Origin of the sequence: Micromonospora sp. M42, from assembly GCF_000568915.1 — a bacterium.
Lineage (GTDB): Bacteria > Actinomycetota > Actinomycetes > Mycobacteriales > Micromonosporaceae > Micromonospora > Micromonospora chalcea.
The window spans coordinates 3,663,291-3,677,940 of sequence record NZ_KK037233.1; the positions used below are offsets into that span (position 1 = coordinate 3,663,291).

Below are 14,650 nucleotides of genomic sequence, written 5' to 3' on the forward strand. Positions count from 1 at the left end.
GCCGGTTCACCTGTGGCCCCGGCCACCCGCGAGCACGCTCGCTTGTCGGCCTGTCACCTGCGTGCTGTCATGGATTCATGTCCACGGGTGAGGAACTGCTCCGGTCGAGGGGCCTACGGGTCACGCGACCGCGTCTCGCCGTGCTGGACGTGCTCTCCGCCGGTGGGCACCTGGAGGTCGACGAGATCACCCGCCGGGTCCGTCAGCGGATCGACTCCGTGTCCACCCAGGCCGTCTACGACGTGCTCGGCGCGCTGTCCCGAGCCGGGCTGTCCCGCCGGATCGAGCCGGCCGGCAGCCCCGCGCGGTACGAGGCTCGGGTCGGCGACAACCACCACCACGTGGTGTGCCGGGGCTGCGGCGAGATCGCCGACGTCGACTGCGCGGTGGGCAGCGCGCCCTGCCTCGACCCGAACGTGGCGCACGGCTTCGAGCTGGACGAGGCCGAGGTGACCTTCTGGGGTCTCTGCCCGGCCTGCCAGTCGCGCCGCTCCGCCGACGACTGAGCGAGCACCGAGGGCGCCGCACCGAGGACACCGACCCGGGGGTTACCGGCGAAGACCGTGGCACTCTTGATCGGTGGACACTGACGACCTCGGCCTGTTCGGTCCGGGTTCGGTCACGTGGAAGGTGCACGAGGAACCGATCCTGATCGTCGCCGGCCTGCGCTCGCTCTACCTCCAGGCGCTGCATCCGCGTGCGATGGCGGGCGTCGCGCAGAACAGCAACTACCGCTCGGACGCCTGGGGCCGGCTGGTCCGCACGGCGACGTACGTGGGGACGACGATCTACGGCACCACGGCCGAGGCGCAGGCGGCCGGGCGGCGGGTGCGTGCGCGGCACGCCCGGATGCGCGCAACCGACCCGTTCACCGGCGAGGAGTTCCGCGTCGACGAGCCGGAGCTGCTGCGCTGGGTGCACGTCACCGAGGTCGAGTCGTTCGTGAGCACCGCCCGGCGTGCCGGTCTGGCGCTCACCGACGACGAGGTGGACGGCTACTACACCGAGCAGCGCCGGTCGGCGGCCCTGGTGGGGCTGGACCCGGACGACGTGCCGGGCACCGCCGCCGAGGTGGCCGACTACTACCGGGACGTACGCCCGCAGTTGCGGATGACCCGGGAGGCGGCCGAGACGGCGCTGTTCCTGACCGCGCCGCCGATCCCGTGGAAGGTCAGCCTGCCGGCGCGGGTCGGTCTGAACCTGGGGCCGCCGCGCTGGGCGTACCTGGGGATCGCCGCCACCGCGCTGGGGATGCTGCCGCCGTGGGCGTTGCGGCTCTACGGCGGGCTGGGCCTGCCCACCACCGCGCTGTCGGCGGACCTGAGCGCGCGGGCGCTGCGGCTGGCGCTGGCCGCGGTGCCCCGGCGCTACCGGGAGGGCCCGTTGCAGCAGGCCGCCAAGGAACGCGCCGCCCGCCTGACCGCGGCCTGACGGCGACGCGCGCTCAGTCCTGGTCGGCGAATCGCTCGACGGCGGACCAGGGCTCCTTGCCGGGGGTCTGCGCGCCGGTCGGGCAGGTACGCCGGTAGTCGCACCAGCCGCACCGCGGCCCCGGCTCGGTGGGGAACGCCGCGTCGGGGTCGGTGCCGTCGGCCACCGCGCGTTCGGCGGCCATGATGTCGCGGGCGGTGTCCTCGGCGCGGGTGAGCTGCCGGTGCAGGGACTCCGGCGTGTGCTCGTGCGCGGCGACGGTGCCGGTGGGCAGGTGGTGCAGCTCGACCCGGCGGCACGGCTTGCGGAACACCCGCTCGGCCGCGTACGCGTAGAGCGCGAGCGCCTGCGAGCCGCGCGCGTCGTCGGTGTCGAGGCCGGTGCGACCGGTCTTGTAGTCGACGATGACCAGCTCGGGCCGCCCGTCCGGGCCGGGACGCGAGTCGATCCGGTCGGTGCGGCCGTTGAACGCGAGCACCGCGGTCTTCACCGCGACGACCCGTTCCACGCCGACCGGCTCGTCGGCCGGGTCGAGGCCCGCCACGTAGCTCTCCAGCCAGGTCAGCGCCCGCCGGAAGGCGTCGCGTTCCTGCTCGTCGTCGCGGTAGCCCTCGCGGACCCAGGTGCCCTTGAGCAGCGTGCCGAGCACCTCGGGGCGGCGGCGGTCGGGGGCCAGCGCGTACCAGTTCTTCAGCGCGGTGTGGACGCTGGCGCCGAGCGAGTTGTGCGCCCACGGCGGGCCCTTGGGCGGCGCGGGCCGGTCCACGTAGGCGTAGCGGTAGCGGCGGGGACAGTCCGCGTACGCGCCGAGTTTGCTCGGTGTGCAGACGAACAGGCGCTCCGGCATGCCCTCGAAGCCGAGCTGCTCGGACTGCTCGGCGCGCGGTCGGGGAGCCCGGGAGCCACTGGCTGCTGACTGTCGTCGCACCCCTGAGATCCTGCCACCCCGGTACGACAGCGGACGAAGCGCTCAGGCGTTGTTGAGGTACTGGGTCACGAATGCGGCGATCGCGTCGGCGATGAGCTGCACGGCGATGGCGGCCAGCAGCAGGCCGGCGATGCGGGTCAGCACCTCGATGCCGCCGGGGCGCAGCACCTTGACGATCCCGCCGGAGAAGCGCAGCACCACCCAGACGGTGACCATCACGGCGACGATGGCCAGCCCGATGGCCAGGTAGTCGACGGCGCCGCCGGCCTGCTGGACGAAGAGCATGGTGGCCACGATGGCGCCCGGCCCGGCCAGCAGCGGGGTGCCGAGCGGCACCAGCGCGATGTTGGAGGTGACCTGCTGGCTCGGGTCGTCCGACTTGCCGGTCAGCAGTTCCAGCGCGACCAGGATCAGCAGCAGGCCGCCCGCGGCCTGGAGCGCGGGCAGGTCGACGTGCAGGTACGCCAGGATCGTCTGCCCCGCCACCGCGAAGATCACGATGACCCCGAGCGCCAGCGCCACGGCCTGCCAGGCGGCCCGGTTCCGGTCGCGCGCCGTCAACGGCCCGGTGAGCGCGAGGAAGATGGGCATCATTCCGGGCGGGTCGACGATCACCAGCAGGGTCACGAAGACCTCGCCGAAGAGCTTGAGATCCACGCGGACACGGTAGCCGTGCCGCCGGAGCGCTTCAGCTCGAAGCGACAGGGGTCACCCCGCGGGCCAGCGCGACGATCCGCTCGTACGCCTCGGGTCCGGTGGTGTGCGCGCCGAGCCGGACGGTCTTGTGCGTGCCGTGGAAGTCGGACGAGCCGGTGACCAGCAGCCCGAGCTCGGCGGCGAGTCGGCGGACGTGCTCCCGCTCGGCCGCGTCGTGGTCCTCGTGGTCGGCCTCCAGGCCGGCCAGGCCGGCCGCGGCCAGGTCCGCGATCAGCTCGTCGGGCACGATCCGGCCGCGCCGGCTGGCTCTCGGGTGGGCGAAGACGGGCACGCCGCCGGCCGCCCGCACCAGCGCCACCGCGCGGAACACCTCGATGTCGTCCTTGGGCAGCCGGTACCGCTCGCCGAGCCAGTCCGGCCCGAACGCCTCGCTCGTGGTGGCGACCAGTCCGGCCCGGATCAGCGCCTGCGCGATGTGCGGGCGGCCCACGGTGCCGCCGTCCGCGCCGGCCAGGATCTCCGTCCAGCTCACCTGGATGCCGTCGGCCTGGAGCAGCCGCACGATGCGCTCGCCGCGTTCCTCGCGGGCCTGCCGGACCCGGGCCAGCTCCGCGGCCAGTTCCGGCTCGGCCGGGTCGAAGAGGTACGCGAGCAGGTGCAGCGGGATCGCCGGCTCGACGCCGAACCAGCGGCAGGAGATCTCCGCGCCGCGGATCAGGGTGAGGCCGGGCGGCAGCGCGGCGACAGCCGGCGCCCAGCCGGCGGTGGTGTCGTGGTCGGTGAGCGCCACCACGTCGAGCCCGGCGCCGGCGGCGGCCCGGACCAGCTCGGGCGGGGTCAGCGTGCCGTCGCTGGCGGTGGAGTGGGTGTGCAGGTCGATGCGGGCCGGATCGCTCACCCGCCCGACGCTACGCGCCTTCCGGAGCGGCGGGGACGTCGGCCACCACCACCGGCCGGTCCCCCGGCGCCAGCCCTTCGACAGGCGACGCCGTGGGCCGGTCCCCGGCCAGCACCCGCTCCGGCTTGACCCGGACCAGCCCGCCGGTCGCGTCCACGTGCAGCGCCACGCCCGCGTGGGTCCAGGCCACGTCGCCGGCCAGCACCGGGCCGGCCGGGTGCGCGGCCGGGGAGGCGCCCGGGTCGGCCAGGTCGACCAGCAGGGCGGAGCGGGCGTTGCCGTTCGCGAGCAGCCACCGGCCGTCGGCGGACACCCCGCCGAGTCCGTCGGCGGCCAGCTTCACCCCGCATCCGGTACGCACCGGCGCGAGGTCGCGGGCCGGGTCGAGCAGGGCCAGGCAGTGCTGCCCGGGCCGGTCGGCGGTGATCAGGCCGACCAGGCGGCCGTCGGGCCGGGTGCCGTAGACGGCGCGCACGTCCGGGTTCGCGGGCGCCGGCTGCCCACCGAGCGCGCGTTCCCAGACGCTCACCCCGCCCTCGCCGGGCTGCTGGATCAGCACGGCGTCGCCGGCGAACCCGACCGGCACGGCGCCGTCGGGCGCGGGGGTCCGGACCGGCGCGATGAGCTGCCCGGCGACCACCCCGGCGGCGATCACCTCGGGGCCGTCCCGCCAGGCGACCTGCCGCCCGTCCGGGGAGATCGCGACCGCCTCCGCGGCGGCGAGCATGACCTGCGGCGCGGTGCCGTTGGCCGGCACCCACCAGAGGGTACGACCGGCGGCGGTGGCGGCCGAGGTCATCAGCCAGCCCTCGCGGTCGTGGACGCGCTGCGCCCGTTCGACGCCGCTGACCCCGGTCAGCTGCCGCCGTTCGCCGCCGCTGGTGTCCAGCCGGTCGCCGACGAGCAGGTCGAGTTCGGCGCGGACCGGCCCGAAGCGGGTGATCGGGGGCCCAGAGGCCAGCGGGGACGGGGTGAGCCCGGGCGGGTCGCCGAGCACGACTGTGGGGGTGCCGCCGTCGCCGCCGGAGGCGCTGAACTGGGCCACGCCGGTGGTGACGAACACGGTGGCGACGCCGGCCAGGGCCAGGCCGGTGAGCGTACGCCGCCGGCCGGTGCGGCGCGCCCGGCGCAGCACCTCTCCGGCCGGGTCGACTGGTAGCGGCCGGGACGTGGCGACGCGGCGGGACAGCGTCTCCCGCAGCGCCCGTTCCAGCTCGTCGTCGCTCACGGCCAATGGACGCTCCGGGCCACCGGTCCGGTTGTCACAGTCGTGCCGGATGCCGGTCATCGGCTCTCCGCCGGGATCGGAACGGCGGGGCGGACCGGGGCCGCCGGTGGCGGTACCGGCTGCGGCACCCGGGCTGCGGGTCGCGGCGCCGGGGTCCGGGGCACGGACTGCTCGTTTCCGCGCGCGGGCGGCCCCGGCCGGCCGGCCGGGGCGGGCGGCGGAGACGCGGGCTCGGGCAGGCTCAGGGCCGCCTCGGAGCCCAGGCGGCGACGCAGCGTGTTGAGCGCCCGGGAGGTCTGGCTCTTGACGGTGCCCGGGGAGATCTCCAGCAGCGCGGCGGTCTGCGCCTCGGACATGTCCTCGTAGAAGCGCAGCACCAGTACGGCCCGCTGCCGGGCGGGCAGCGCCTGCAGGTGCCGCCAGAGCGCGTCCCGGTCGAGTTGCTGCTCGATCTCGTCGACGCCGGCGTGCTCCGGCAGCACCTCGGTGGGGCGCTCGCCGTGCCAGCGGCGCCGCCACCAGCTGGTGGACGTGTTGACCAGGACCCGGCGGGCGTACGGCTCGATGGCCTCGATCCCGCCGAGCCGCTTCCAGGCCAGGTAGGTCTTCGTGAGCGCGGTCTGGAGCAGGTCCTCGGCGGTGGCCCAGTCACCGGCGAGCAGGTAGGCGGTGCGCAGCAGCGCGCCGGACCGGGCCGCGACGAATTCGCGGAACTCCTCCTCCAGCGGATCTCTGCTCACCACGCTCATCTCCCCCCGTCCTGCCTGGCAGGATGCCACGGCCCGGTCGGTCAGGTCGATGGCGGAAGGTGTGCAGTTCATCCGATGTTCGGACGAAAACTTTCAAGCTCCGTCGTCGGCCTTCGCCTCGTCGGCCTCCTTGCCCAGCCGTGCCTCGACCGCCTGCGGCTCGTACATCTCCTCGACCACGCGCAGGTAGAGCTCGTTCGGGTTGGGCAAGTTCTTGATCACCCGGAGTGCCTGTTCCTGGCCGGCGGACTCCAGCACGAACGTGCCGTAGTTGAGCGCGCGGCCGGTCGGGCTCTGCTCGTACTTCATGTCGGTGACCCGGGTGAGCGGCATCATCGCGACCTGGCGGGTGATGATCCCGTTGACCACCATCACCCGCTTGTTGGTGAGGATGAACCGGTCGTACCACCAGTCGGCGACCTTCCAGGCGACCCAGCCCATCACGCCGAACCAGAGCAGCACGGCGACGGTGGTCAGCGCGCCGACGTCCCGCCCGGCGAGGAAGCCGGAGAGGTAGCCGAGCACGAACGTGGCCGCCACGCCGACGATGATCGGGGTGGTGAGGTGGATCCAGTGCCGCTTCCACTCGCCCCGGTAGCGCTCGGTGGGGAAGAGGTAACGCGCCACGAGCGAGCTGGGCTCGTCCTCCAACGGCAGCACCCGGCGGGGTGCCATGCCGGTGGCGTCGGACCGCAGCCCGGCCAGCTCCTCCTCGGAGATCGGCTGGTCCGGGAAGCCGTCCGGATCCCGTGCCCAGGCCCGGCCGGACCGCCCCTCACCGGTGTACGCGCTGCCGTAGCCGGCGTCGTCCGCGTCCGCGTACGGGCCGGGGCCGTAGGCGCTGGGCGGCTCGTCCGGGTCGATCCGGGGGATCGGCTCGGTGTCGCGCTCCCGGCGTGCCCGGTCGGGGTCGTCCGGGTCGAAGGGTGGACCGGAGGGGCTTCCCATGGGCGGCTAGGCGACGAGGTTGGTGAAGAAGTCGCCGAAGCCCTGCGCGATGTCCATGATGCCGCCGCCGAGAGACTTGAAGACGTCGGCGGCGGAGTTGGGCCGGTACGCAACGAAGAAGATCAAGAATGCGATGCCGGCCCAGGTGAGGACCTTCTTGACCATAGCGGGCCATCCTCTCGCGCGGCGCCGGGTCCGTTTACCGCAGCGGCACCCAGAGTATCAGCATGGTGTCTTACCGTGAATATCTGCGTCCGCTCTCCGACTCACCGGTGCGGGCGGTCAGGCCCGTCCGTGCAGGTACGGAGACGGTGCGCCGTACACGAGTTCGGGCGGTGTCCACTCGGTGAGGTCGTGCAGCACGACTTCTTCCGCGAGGAGGTGACCCGCACTCGCCGGCCAGGCTATCGCATGGAGCCACATTCCCCGAGCCTCGCCGGCGTACGCGCTTCGATCCGTTTCGGAGCGTACGAGCCACAGTGGAGTCGGATGGCCGCCCACGCGGATCTTCGCGTGCGGCAGCCGCTCGGGATGACCAGGGCCGGGATCGGTCAACGCCTCCTCCACCTGGGGACCGGGATCGGGGCCGGGCAGTCCCGCGAAGCGGGAACCGAGACCGATGCCGGGTTCCTCGGCGACGAAGATCAGGTCGGCCGGTCCACCGTCCAGCGGGGCCGGTCCGGCGCAGGCGACCAGCGTGGCCCGGACTCCAGCGCGTTCGTCGCCCGCCCAGGCCACGCCGGTGAGCGTCCAACCCGGTGGGAGCGGCCACGGGCACCACAGCGGCATCCGGAGCCGGCCGGTCGGGTCGGGGTCGGCCGCCATCCGCTCGACCACGCTGGCCATGATCTCGTCGTTGATGCGCTCGGGCACGTGCAGCGGCGCGACCGGGCCGCAGCGCAGGCACCGGTGCTCGGCGTGCATCAGGTCCGGCTCGCGTACCGGCCCGGCGCATCTCGGACAACTCACCGCGACAGTCACACCCTCACCGTCGCCCCCGCACGGCGGGGCGTCAAGCGGGGCGGGCCGACCGGCGTGGGATTTCCGTCCGGTGGTGGAACCGCGGCGTCAGTCCGGCGGCGGCCCGGCGTACGACCGGATCCAGGCGTGCATGGCGATGCCGCTGGCCACGCCCGCGTTGATGGACCGGGTCGAGCCGTACTGGGCGATCGAGAAGAGCGCGTCGCAGGCCGACCGCGCCACCGGGGACAGGCCGGGTCCCTCCTGACCGAAGAGGAGCACGCAGCGGCGCGGCAGCACGGCGGTCTCCATCGGCCGTGAGCCGGGCAGGTTGTCGATCCCGACCACCGGCAGGCTCTCGTCCCGCGCCCAGGCGACGAACTCCTCGATCGTCGGATGGTGCCGGACGTGCTGGTAGCGGTCGGTCACCATGGCGCCCCGGCGGTTCCACCGCCGCCGCCCGACGATGTGCACCTCGGCGGCGAGGAAGGCGTTGGCGTTGCGGACCACGGTCCCGATGTTGAAGTCGTGCTGCCAGTTCTCGATCGCCACGTGGAACTCGTGCCGCCGCCGGTCCAGATCGGCCACGACCGCCTCGCGCCGCCAGTAGCGGTACCGGTCCACCACGTTGCGCCGGTCACCGGCGACGAGCAGCTCCGGGTCGTAGCGCGGGTCGTCCGGCGGGTCACCGGGCCACGGTCCCACACCCACGTCGAGCTGGTCGTCGGTCACGGTTGCCGAGGGTACGGCCCGGCGGCGCCGCGCGTCAGCGCAGGTCGAGCGCGCCGCCCAGCCGGTCGAGGAAACGCCGGTCGGCGGGACTCGGCGTGGTCTGCCCGGCGCGGCACACGCGGGCGGCGACCGACTCCACCCACTGCCGGTACGCCGCCGAGTCGGCCGGATCGGCGCGGCGGCGCAGCACCCGTACCGCGGCCCGGGCGGCGGCCAGCAGGTCGACCAGGTCGGTCAGGCGCTCGTCCCGCTCGGTTGCGCCGTCGTGGCGGGCGTAGATGGCGGCCACCACGGCGCGGACGAGATCACTGTCGAAGGCGCGTCCGGCGGCCACCGCGTCCAGACCGGCGAGGCCGGCGGCGACACCGCGCGGCGGACGCCCGGGCCCGGGCGCCGCGGCGGCGACCAGCACGCGGCCGGGCAGGTCGGTGAGCAGGTCCCACTCCGTCGCGGAGTACGCGGCGGTGGTGAGCGGCGCGGCGCGGCGACCGGCGGAAGGCGGCTCTACGGCTTCGGAGTGGCTCATGGGCACCTCCAGCCCGAGCATATGCCTCCGGACGAGATCCGGGCCCCGTCCCCGCCGAACGGAGAACGAGGCCCGGTGAGCCGGACGGACGCGGGTCAGCGCGGCTCGGGGAAGCTGGGACGCTCCGGGTCGACGCCGTCCGGGACGGCGGCGGCCGCGTACTCCTTCTTGGGGACCATGACCTTGCGGCGGAACACGCAGACCAGCGTGCCGTCCTGGTTGTAGCCGCGGGTCTCGACGGCGACCACGCCCCGGTCGGGCTTGGAGGCCGACTCCCGCTTGTCCAGGACCGTCGTCTCGCCGTAGATGGTGTCGCCGTGGAACGTCGGCGCGACGTGCCGCAGCGACTCGATCTCCAGGTTGGCGATCGCCTTGCCGCTGACGTCCGGCACGGACATGCCGAGCAGCAGCGAGTAGATGTAGTTGCCGACCACCACGTTGCGCTTGAACTGCGAGGCGGACTCGGCGTAGTGCGCGTCCATGTGCAGCGGGTGGTGGTTCATGGTGAGCAGGCAGAAGAGGTGGTCGTCGTACTCGGTGACCGTCTTGCCCGGCCAGTGCCGGTAGACCGCGCCGACCTCGAACTCCTCGTAGTAGCGGCCGAACTGCATCCTTGTCCCCTTCGACAGGCGGCGATGGAGTTCGGCACAGCATGCCTTATCGCTTGTTAAGGCGAGGTGCGGGGCGCTCACGCGGCGGAAATGTCACACCGGGGGCCACCGAGGTCCGGACGCAATGAGCGGCGGGGCCCTCCCCGGCACCCGCCGCCCACGCTCTGATGCGAAGAATTCTGCCGTACGACGCACCACATCAACAGAGACGGAGGTCACATTTACCTTTTCGTAACACTACGGAAAGTCACCGACGCACTGTCGGTAAGCGATCTCCGCAGGCTGGATAGATGCTCGTCAAGCCCGAAGTTACTGATTCGTAGCCAGAACTGTGCGTGATCTCCTTGGAAACGCTCCCATCACGTCCCGTCACGCAAGTGCGGCATGCATTTGCGTTCCGCACGAGCGGCCCGCACAGATAGAGTTCGATGTGCCCAGGGTCACCGTCCGGGCGCTGTGCGTTTCGCCCCCACCGTGCCGGGAATTCGGACGGACTGACCCTGGTTCCACCGGGCGTACGACAATCCGCGGTGATCGGAGAGAGCAATGGCAACGGTTGAGCTGACCACGGCCAACTTTGACGAGGTGACCGGCCAGGACGGGATCGTCCTGCTCGACTTCTGGGCGGACTGGTGCGGCCCGTGCAAGCGCTTCGCCCCGGTCTACGAGCGGTCCTCGGAGAAGCACCCGGACATCGCCTTCGGCAAGGTCGACACCGAGGCGCAGCAGGAGCTGGCGGCGAAGTTCAACATCAGCTCCATCCCGACGATCATGGCGATCCGTGACGGCGTGATCGTGTTCGCCCAGCCGGGCGCGCTGCCGGAGTCCGCGCTGGAGAACCTGATCGAGCAGGTCCAGGCGCTGGACATGGACGACGTCCGCAAGAAGCTGGCCGAGCACAACCACTGACGTACCCGACGCCGCCGGACGACCCCGCCAGGGGCCGGCCGGCGGCGTTTCCACGCCCGCCGCACCGCCGGGACGGACAGTGAGGAATGGCCGACTGAGGGACACTTTCGGCCGCTTCACTCCCGTATCGTCACCATGCGATGGAGACCTTGACCGCCCGCGGGCGCGCGGTCCGAGTGGGCGCCACCCTGCTCGGCCTGGCGCTGCTGCTCCTGGGCACCGTGCGCGGCACCGACGACGACTTCCCGTTCGGGCCGTTCCGGATGTACTCCACCTCCGACCCGCCGAACGCGCCCGCCCCGGACACCCGGGTCGAGGGCGTGGACCGCACCGGCGCGGTGGTCCCGCTCGGCCAGGACGCCACCGGCATCCGCCGCGCCGAGATCGAGGGCCAGCAGAACCGCTACGCCGCCGACCCGAGCCTGCTGCGGACCGTCGCCGACGCGTACGCCGAACGCCACCCCGGCGCCCCCGACCTGGTCGAGGTGCGCATCGTGGTCCGCTGGTTCGACATCCAGGGCGGCCGCCCGACCGGCAGGTGGACCGACGAGACGGCCGTGCGCTGGGAGACCGGCGGATGACCGCCTGGCTGACCGAGGCGGTCCCGCGCGGCCGGATCGCCGCGTTCCGCACCCTGGTCTACCTCTTCGTCGCCGCCGACCTGGTGGTGTTCACACCCTGGGTACGCACCCGGGTCGACGTACCCGGCGACCTCTACCAGCCGCTGCTCGTCGGCCGGCTGCTCCCGCTGCCCACCCCCACCCCCGCCCTGGTCGGCGTGGTGTTCTGGGCGCTGCTGGTCACCGCGCTGCTCGCCGCCACCGGCCGGGCGCACCGGCTGCTCGGCTGGACGGTCTTCGCGCTGTACTTCGAGTGGATGATCGTGGCGATGAGCTACGGCAAGGTCGACCACGACCGCTTCGCGCTCCTCGTGGCGCTGGCCGTGCTGCCCACCGCCGGCCGCGCCCGGCACGGCGACCCGACCCGTACCGAGGCGGGCGGCTGGGCGCTGCGGGTCACCCAGATCTCGGTCATCTGCACGTACTTCCTCGCCGCCTGGGCCAAGTTCCGCTTCGGCGGCCTGGACTGGGCGAACGGTTCGGTGCTGGCCCGCGCGATCATCCGGCGCGGCACCGACCTCGCCGACCTGATCGCGCAGGTGCCGCACCTGCTGATCGTGGCGCAGTTCGGCATCCTGGCGTTCGAGCTGCTCAGCCCGCTGGTGTTCGTGCTGCCGGCGCGGTGGCGGACGATGACCGTCGGCTTCTTCTACTCGTTCCACCTGGTGACCATCGCGACGATCACCATCTCGTTCGCGCCGCACCTGGTGGCGATGACCAGCTTCCTGGCGCTGGAGAAGGTCCGTCCGGTGGTGTTCGTCCGGCGTCTGCTCGGCCGTCCGCCGCCCGCCGCGCCGACGGCGCCCGCGACGGCGCCCCTCTCGCCGGCACCGGCCCCCGACCCGTCCTCGACCGCGCCCGCCTGACCACGGCCACCCGGCCGGTCAGGCGGTCGGGCCCGGGCGTCCGGTCGGGCCGTACAGCCGTTCCCGGGCCTCCTGCGGCAGCGCGCACGCGGCCGTGCCGCCCGGCAGCCGGTGCCGGTTGCGGGCCACCCAGCGGTACGCGGGCCAGGCCGCGGCGCGTACCGGGGGAAGGCGCAGTCCGGCCCCGGCGAACCGCCAGAGCGGGCCGCTGTCGCCGAGCAGCCGGGCGATGGCGTCCGGCCCGGCGGCGCGGGAGCCGTCGGCGCCCACCCACTGGACCGCCTCCTCGCACTCGGCCTCCGTCAGGCCCAGCGCCGCCAGGTCGGCGAACTGCCACGGGACCACCCGGGCGCCGGTCGGGATCCGACGCTCGATGAACTGCGCGCACCGGGTGCAGAAGGCGCAGTCGCCGTCGTAGACGAAGGTCGACGTCTCCATGCCCCCATCCTGCCCCGCCCCGGGGCACGGCGGCGCGCGGTGTCCGCAGCGTCACTTGCGCTTTGTTCGTACACATGTTCGAATGAGCTCCATGCGCTGGGACAACCTCTCCGCTCCCCCGGACGAGGGGACTCCCGATCGGGCGGCGCCGGCGGCTCCACCCCTGCCGCTGGCGCTGCCCGGCGCCGTCGCCCGCACCTTCGACACCCCGGGCTTCGCCGGCATGACGTTCTACGAGGTCCGCGCCAAGTCGATCATCAACCGGGTGCCCGGCCAGTCGCGTGTGCCGTTCGAGTGGACGATCAACCCCTACCGGGGCTGCTCACACGCCTGCGTCTACTGCCTGGGCGGGGACACGCCGATCCTGATGGCCGACGGGCGCACCAGGGCGATCAGCGAACTGGAGCCCGGCGACCGGATCTACGGCACCCGGCGGCGCGGCGCCTACCGCCACTACGTCGTCACCACGGTGCTCGACAAGTGGTCCACTGTGAAGCGCGCCTACCGGGTCACCCTGGCCGACGGCACCACGCTCGTCGCCAGCGGCGACCACCGGTTCCTGACCGAACGCGGCTGGAAACACGTCACCGGGAGCATGCGGGGCGGCGGCCGCCGTCCCCACCTGACCACCCGCAACCGCCTGCTGGGCACGGGCCGGTTCGCGGTGGCGCCGAAGCGCTCGGCCGACTACCGCCGGGGTTACCTGCACGCCCTGCTCCGCGACGACGACCGGGCCGGTGCCCGGTTCCGGCTGGCCACCGCCGAGGCGGAGGCGCTGGAGCGGGCCGAACGCTACCTGGCCGACGCGGGGGTCACCGTCGAGCGGGCCACAGTCACCCGGGTCGGCCGCCGGCCGACGACCACAGTGGTACGCACGTCCGGCCCGGCCGAGGTCGTCACCGGCCTGCTGCGCCCGCCGGGCGAGACGACAGACGACTGGTCGCTGGGCTACCTGGCCGGCATGTTCGACGCCACCGGCACCTGCCACCGGGGCGTGTTCCGGATCAGCGTCGCGGACGACGGGAGCCAGGCCCGCACGTCCGGCGCGCTGGAGCGTTTCGGCTTCCGGTGGGCGCTCGACGTGCCGGGCATGCCGGGCGCGGCGCGTCAGCTCCGGCTGACCGGCGGGCTGCCCGAGCGGCTGCGCTTCTTCCACCTCACCGACCCGGCCGTCACGGCCCGGCGCTCGATCGAGGGCATGGCGCTCAAGTGCGCGGCGCACCTCCAGGTGAGCACCGTCGAGGATCTCGGCCTGGAGCTTCCGCTGTGGGACATCACCACCGGCACCGGCGACTTCATCGCCAACGGCGTGGTCAGCCACAACTGCTTCGCCCGCAACACGCACACCTACCTCGACCTGGACGCGGGCGCCGACTTCGACCGCAAGGTGATCGTCAAGGTCAACGCGGGCGAGCTGGTACGCCGTGAGCTGGCCGCCCCACGCTGGCGCGGCGCGCACGTCGCCATGGGCACCAACGTGGACTGTTACCAGCGGGCCGAAGGCCGCTACCGCCTGATGCCGCCGATCATCGAGGCGCTGCGTGACTTCGCGAACCCGTTCTCGATCCTGACCAAGGGCACGCTGCTGCTGCGTGACCTGCCGCTGCTGCGCCAGGCCGCCGAGGTGACCCGGGTCGGGGTGTCGTACTCGGTGGGATTCGTGGACGAGGCGCTCTGGCGGGCGGCCGAGCCTGGTACGCCGAGCCCCCGCCGCCGCCTCGACGCGGTCCGTCAGCTCGCCGACGCCGGCTTCGAGGTGGGTGTGCTGATGGCGCCGATCCTGCCGGGCCTCAGCGACGACGAGGAGTCGATCGACGCCACCGTCGCGGCCGTCGCCGCCTCCGGCGCGGCAAGTGTGACGCCGTTGCCGCTGCACCTGCGGCCCGGCGCGCGGGAGTGGTACGCCCGCTGGCTGGCCCGGGAGTTCCCCCACCTGGTGCCCCGCTACCGGCGGCTCTACCAGGCCGGCTCGTACGCGCCGCAGGCGTACCAGCGGGAGGTGACCGCGCGGGTGCGGATGGCGGCACGCCGGCACGGGCTGCACCGGGGCGAGACCGGCGACAACAGGCGGCTGCCCGAGACCCCGCCGCCCGCCCCGGCCGCCGAACAGCTCTCCCTGCTCTAGCGGTAATGCCCCTGAGGTTGACCC

The 14,650-nt window shown here is 73.3% G+C and carries 18 protein-coding genes; 6 read left to right on the forward strand and 12 right to left on the reverse strand.

Features of this window, described 5'->3' with window-relative positions:
* The first annotated feature begins 77 nt into the window (after nt 1-77).
* Nucleotides 78-506: a Fur family transcriptional regulator gene (locus tag MCBG_RS16605; RefSeq protein ID WP_030501115.1), complete on the forward strand. Its 429-nt coding sequence runs from the start codon at nt 78-80 to the stop codon at nt 504-506.
* Nucleotides 507-579: 73 nt separating this feature from the next.
* Entirely contained in the window at nt 580-1,431 is an 852-nt protein-coding gene (locus MCBG_RS16610; RefSeq protein ID WP_043326868.1) for an oxygenase MpaB family protein, read from the forward strand.
* A gap of 13 nt (nt 1,432-1,444) precedes the next feature.
* Here the strand turns inward: MCBG_RS16610 and MCBG_RS16615 are convergent, their stop codons facing one another.
* The 11 genes from MCBG_RS16615 to MCBG_RS16660 all read right to left on the reverse strand — a co-directional run bounded on the left by MCBG_RS16615 (nt 1,445) and on the right by MCBG_RS16660 (nt 9,686).
* Nucleotides 1,445-2,278 carry a RecB family exonuclease gene (locus MCBG_RS16615; RefSeq protein WP_223201448.1) on the reverse strand — a complete coding sequence of 278 codons (834 nt, stop codon included), beginning with the start codon at nt 2,276-2,278 and terminating at the stop codon, nt 1,445-1,447.
* 123 nt (nt 2,279-2,401) lie between these two features.
* Nucleotides 2,402-3,016, reverse strand: a complete 615-nt coding sequence (locus MCBG_RS16620; RefSeq protein ID WP_043326872.1) for a MarC family protein — start codon at nt 3,014-3,016, stop codon at nt 2,402-2,404.
* A gap of 31 nt (nt 3,017-3,047) precedes the next feature.
* A complete protein-coding gene (locus MCBG_RS16625; protein ID WP_043326874.1) occupies nt 3,048-3,914 on the reverse strand; it encodes a PHP domain-containing protein in 867 nt (288 codons plus the stop codon).
* Nucleotides 3,915-3,924: 10 nt separating this feature from the next.
* The gene (locus MCBG_RS16630; RefSeq protein ID WP_223201248.1) at nt 3,925-5,142 is read right to left on the reverse strand and encodes a TolB-like translocation protein; all 1,218 of its coding nucleotides are present in this window, start codon (nt 5,140-5,142) and stop codon (nt 3,925-3,927) included.
* A gap of 56 nt (nt 5,143-5,198) precedes the next feature.
* Entirely contained in the window at nt 5,199-5,891 is a 693-nt protein-coding gene (locus MCBG_RS16635) for a SigE family RNA polymerase sigma factor (protein WP_043326878.1), read from the reverse strand.
* A 93-nt stretch (nt 5,892-5,984) separates the two neighbouring features.
* The gene (locus MCBG_RS16640) at nt 5,985-6,839 is read right to left on the reverse strand and encodes a PH domain-containing protein (protein ID WP_043326880.1); all 855 of its coding nucleotides are present in this window, start codon (nt 6,837-6,839) and stop codon (nt 5,985-5,987) included.
* A 6-nt stretch (nt 6,840-6,845) separates the two neighbouring features.
* Entirely contained in the window at nt 6,846-7,004 is a 159-nt protein-coding gene (locus MCBG_RS34135; protein WP_013283898.1) for a hypothetical protein, read from the reverse strand.
* Between the two features lie 117 nt (nt 7,005-7,121).
* Entirely contained in the window at nt 7,122-7,808 is a 687-nt protein-coding gene (locus MCBG_RS16645) for a TFIIB-type zinc ribbon-containing protein (protein WP_307189064.1), read from the reverse strand.
* 99 nt (nt 7,809-7,907) lie between these two features.
* Nucleotides 7,908-8,531 carry a TrmH family RNA methyltransferase gene (locus tag MCBG_RS16650; protein WP_043326883.1) on the reverse strand — a complete coding sequence of 208 codons (624 nt, stop codon included), beginning with the start codon at nt 8,529-8,531 and terminating at the stop codon, nt 7,908-7,910.
* Between the two features lie 34 nt (nt 8,532-8,565).
* The gene (locus MCBG_RS16655; protein ID WP_043330668.1) at nt 8,566-9,057 is read right to left on the reverse strand and encodes a hypothetical protein; all 492 of its coding nucleotides are present in this window, start codon (nt 9,055-9,057) and stop codon (nt 8,566-8,568) included.
* A gap of 95 nt (nt 9,058-9,152) precedes the next feature.
* Entirely contained in the window at nt 9,153-9,686 is a 534-nt protein-coding gene (locus MCBG_RS16660) for a MaoC family dehydratase (protein WP_338013367.1), read from the reverse strand.
* 528 nt (nt 9,687-10,214) lie between these two features.
* On the opposite strand from MCBG_RS16660, the gene trxA reads away from it, so the two are divergent.
* The 3 genes from trxA to MCBG_RS16675 all read left to right on the forward strand — a co-directional run bounded on the left by trxA (nt 10,215) and on the right by MCBG_RS16675 (nt 12,063).
* Complete coding sequence (gene trxA / locus MCBG_RS16665; protein ID WP_018789069.1) at nt 10,215-10,577, forward strand: thioredoxin; 363 nt, start codon at nt 10,215-10,217, stop codon at nt 10,575-10,577.
* A 140-nt stretch (nt 10,578-10,717) separates the two neighbouring features.
* Nucleotides 10,718-11,158, forward strand: coding sequence for a hypothetical protein (locus MCBG_RS16670; RefSeq protein ID WP_043326886.1), 441 nt, complete (start codon nt 10,718-10,720; stop codon nt 11,156-11,158).
* The gene (locus tag MCBG_RS16675) at nt 11,155-12,063 is read left to right on the forward strand and encodes an HTTM domain-containing protein (protein WP_043326888.1); all 909 of its coding nucleotides are present in this window, start codon (nt 11,155-11,157) and stop codon (nt 12,061-12,063) included. The genes MCBG_RS16670 and MCBG_RS16675 overlap by 4 nt, the downstream gene beginning before the upstream one ends.
* An 18-nt stretch (nt 12,064-12,081) precedes the next feature.
* On the opposite strand, the gene MCBG_RS16680 is transcribed toward MCBG_RS16675, so the two are convergent.
* On the reverse strand, nt 12,082-12,501 hold the full coding sequence (locus MCBG_RS16680; protein ID WP_043326890.1) for a thiol-disulfide oxidoreductase DCC family protein: 420 nt from the start codon (nt 12,499-12,501) through the stop codon (nt 12,082-12,084).
* A 91-nt stretch (nt 12,502-12,592) separates the two neighbouring features.
* Between MCBG_RS16680 and MCBG_RS16685 the strand changes: the two genes are divergently transcribed.
* Nucleotides 12,593-14,626 (forward strand): intein-containing Rv2578c family radical SAM protein, encoded by a 2,034-nt coding sequence (locus tag MCBG_RS16685; RefSeq protein WP_043330669.1) that lies wholly within the window; start codon nt 12,593-12,595, stop codon nt 14,624-14,626.
* The last annotated feature ends 24 nt before the right edge of the window (nt 14,627-14,650 follow it).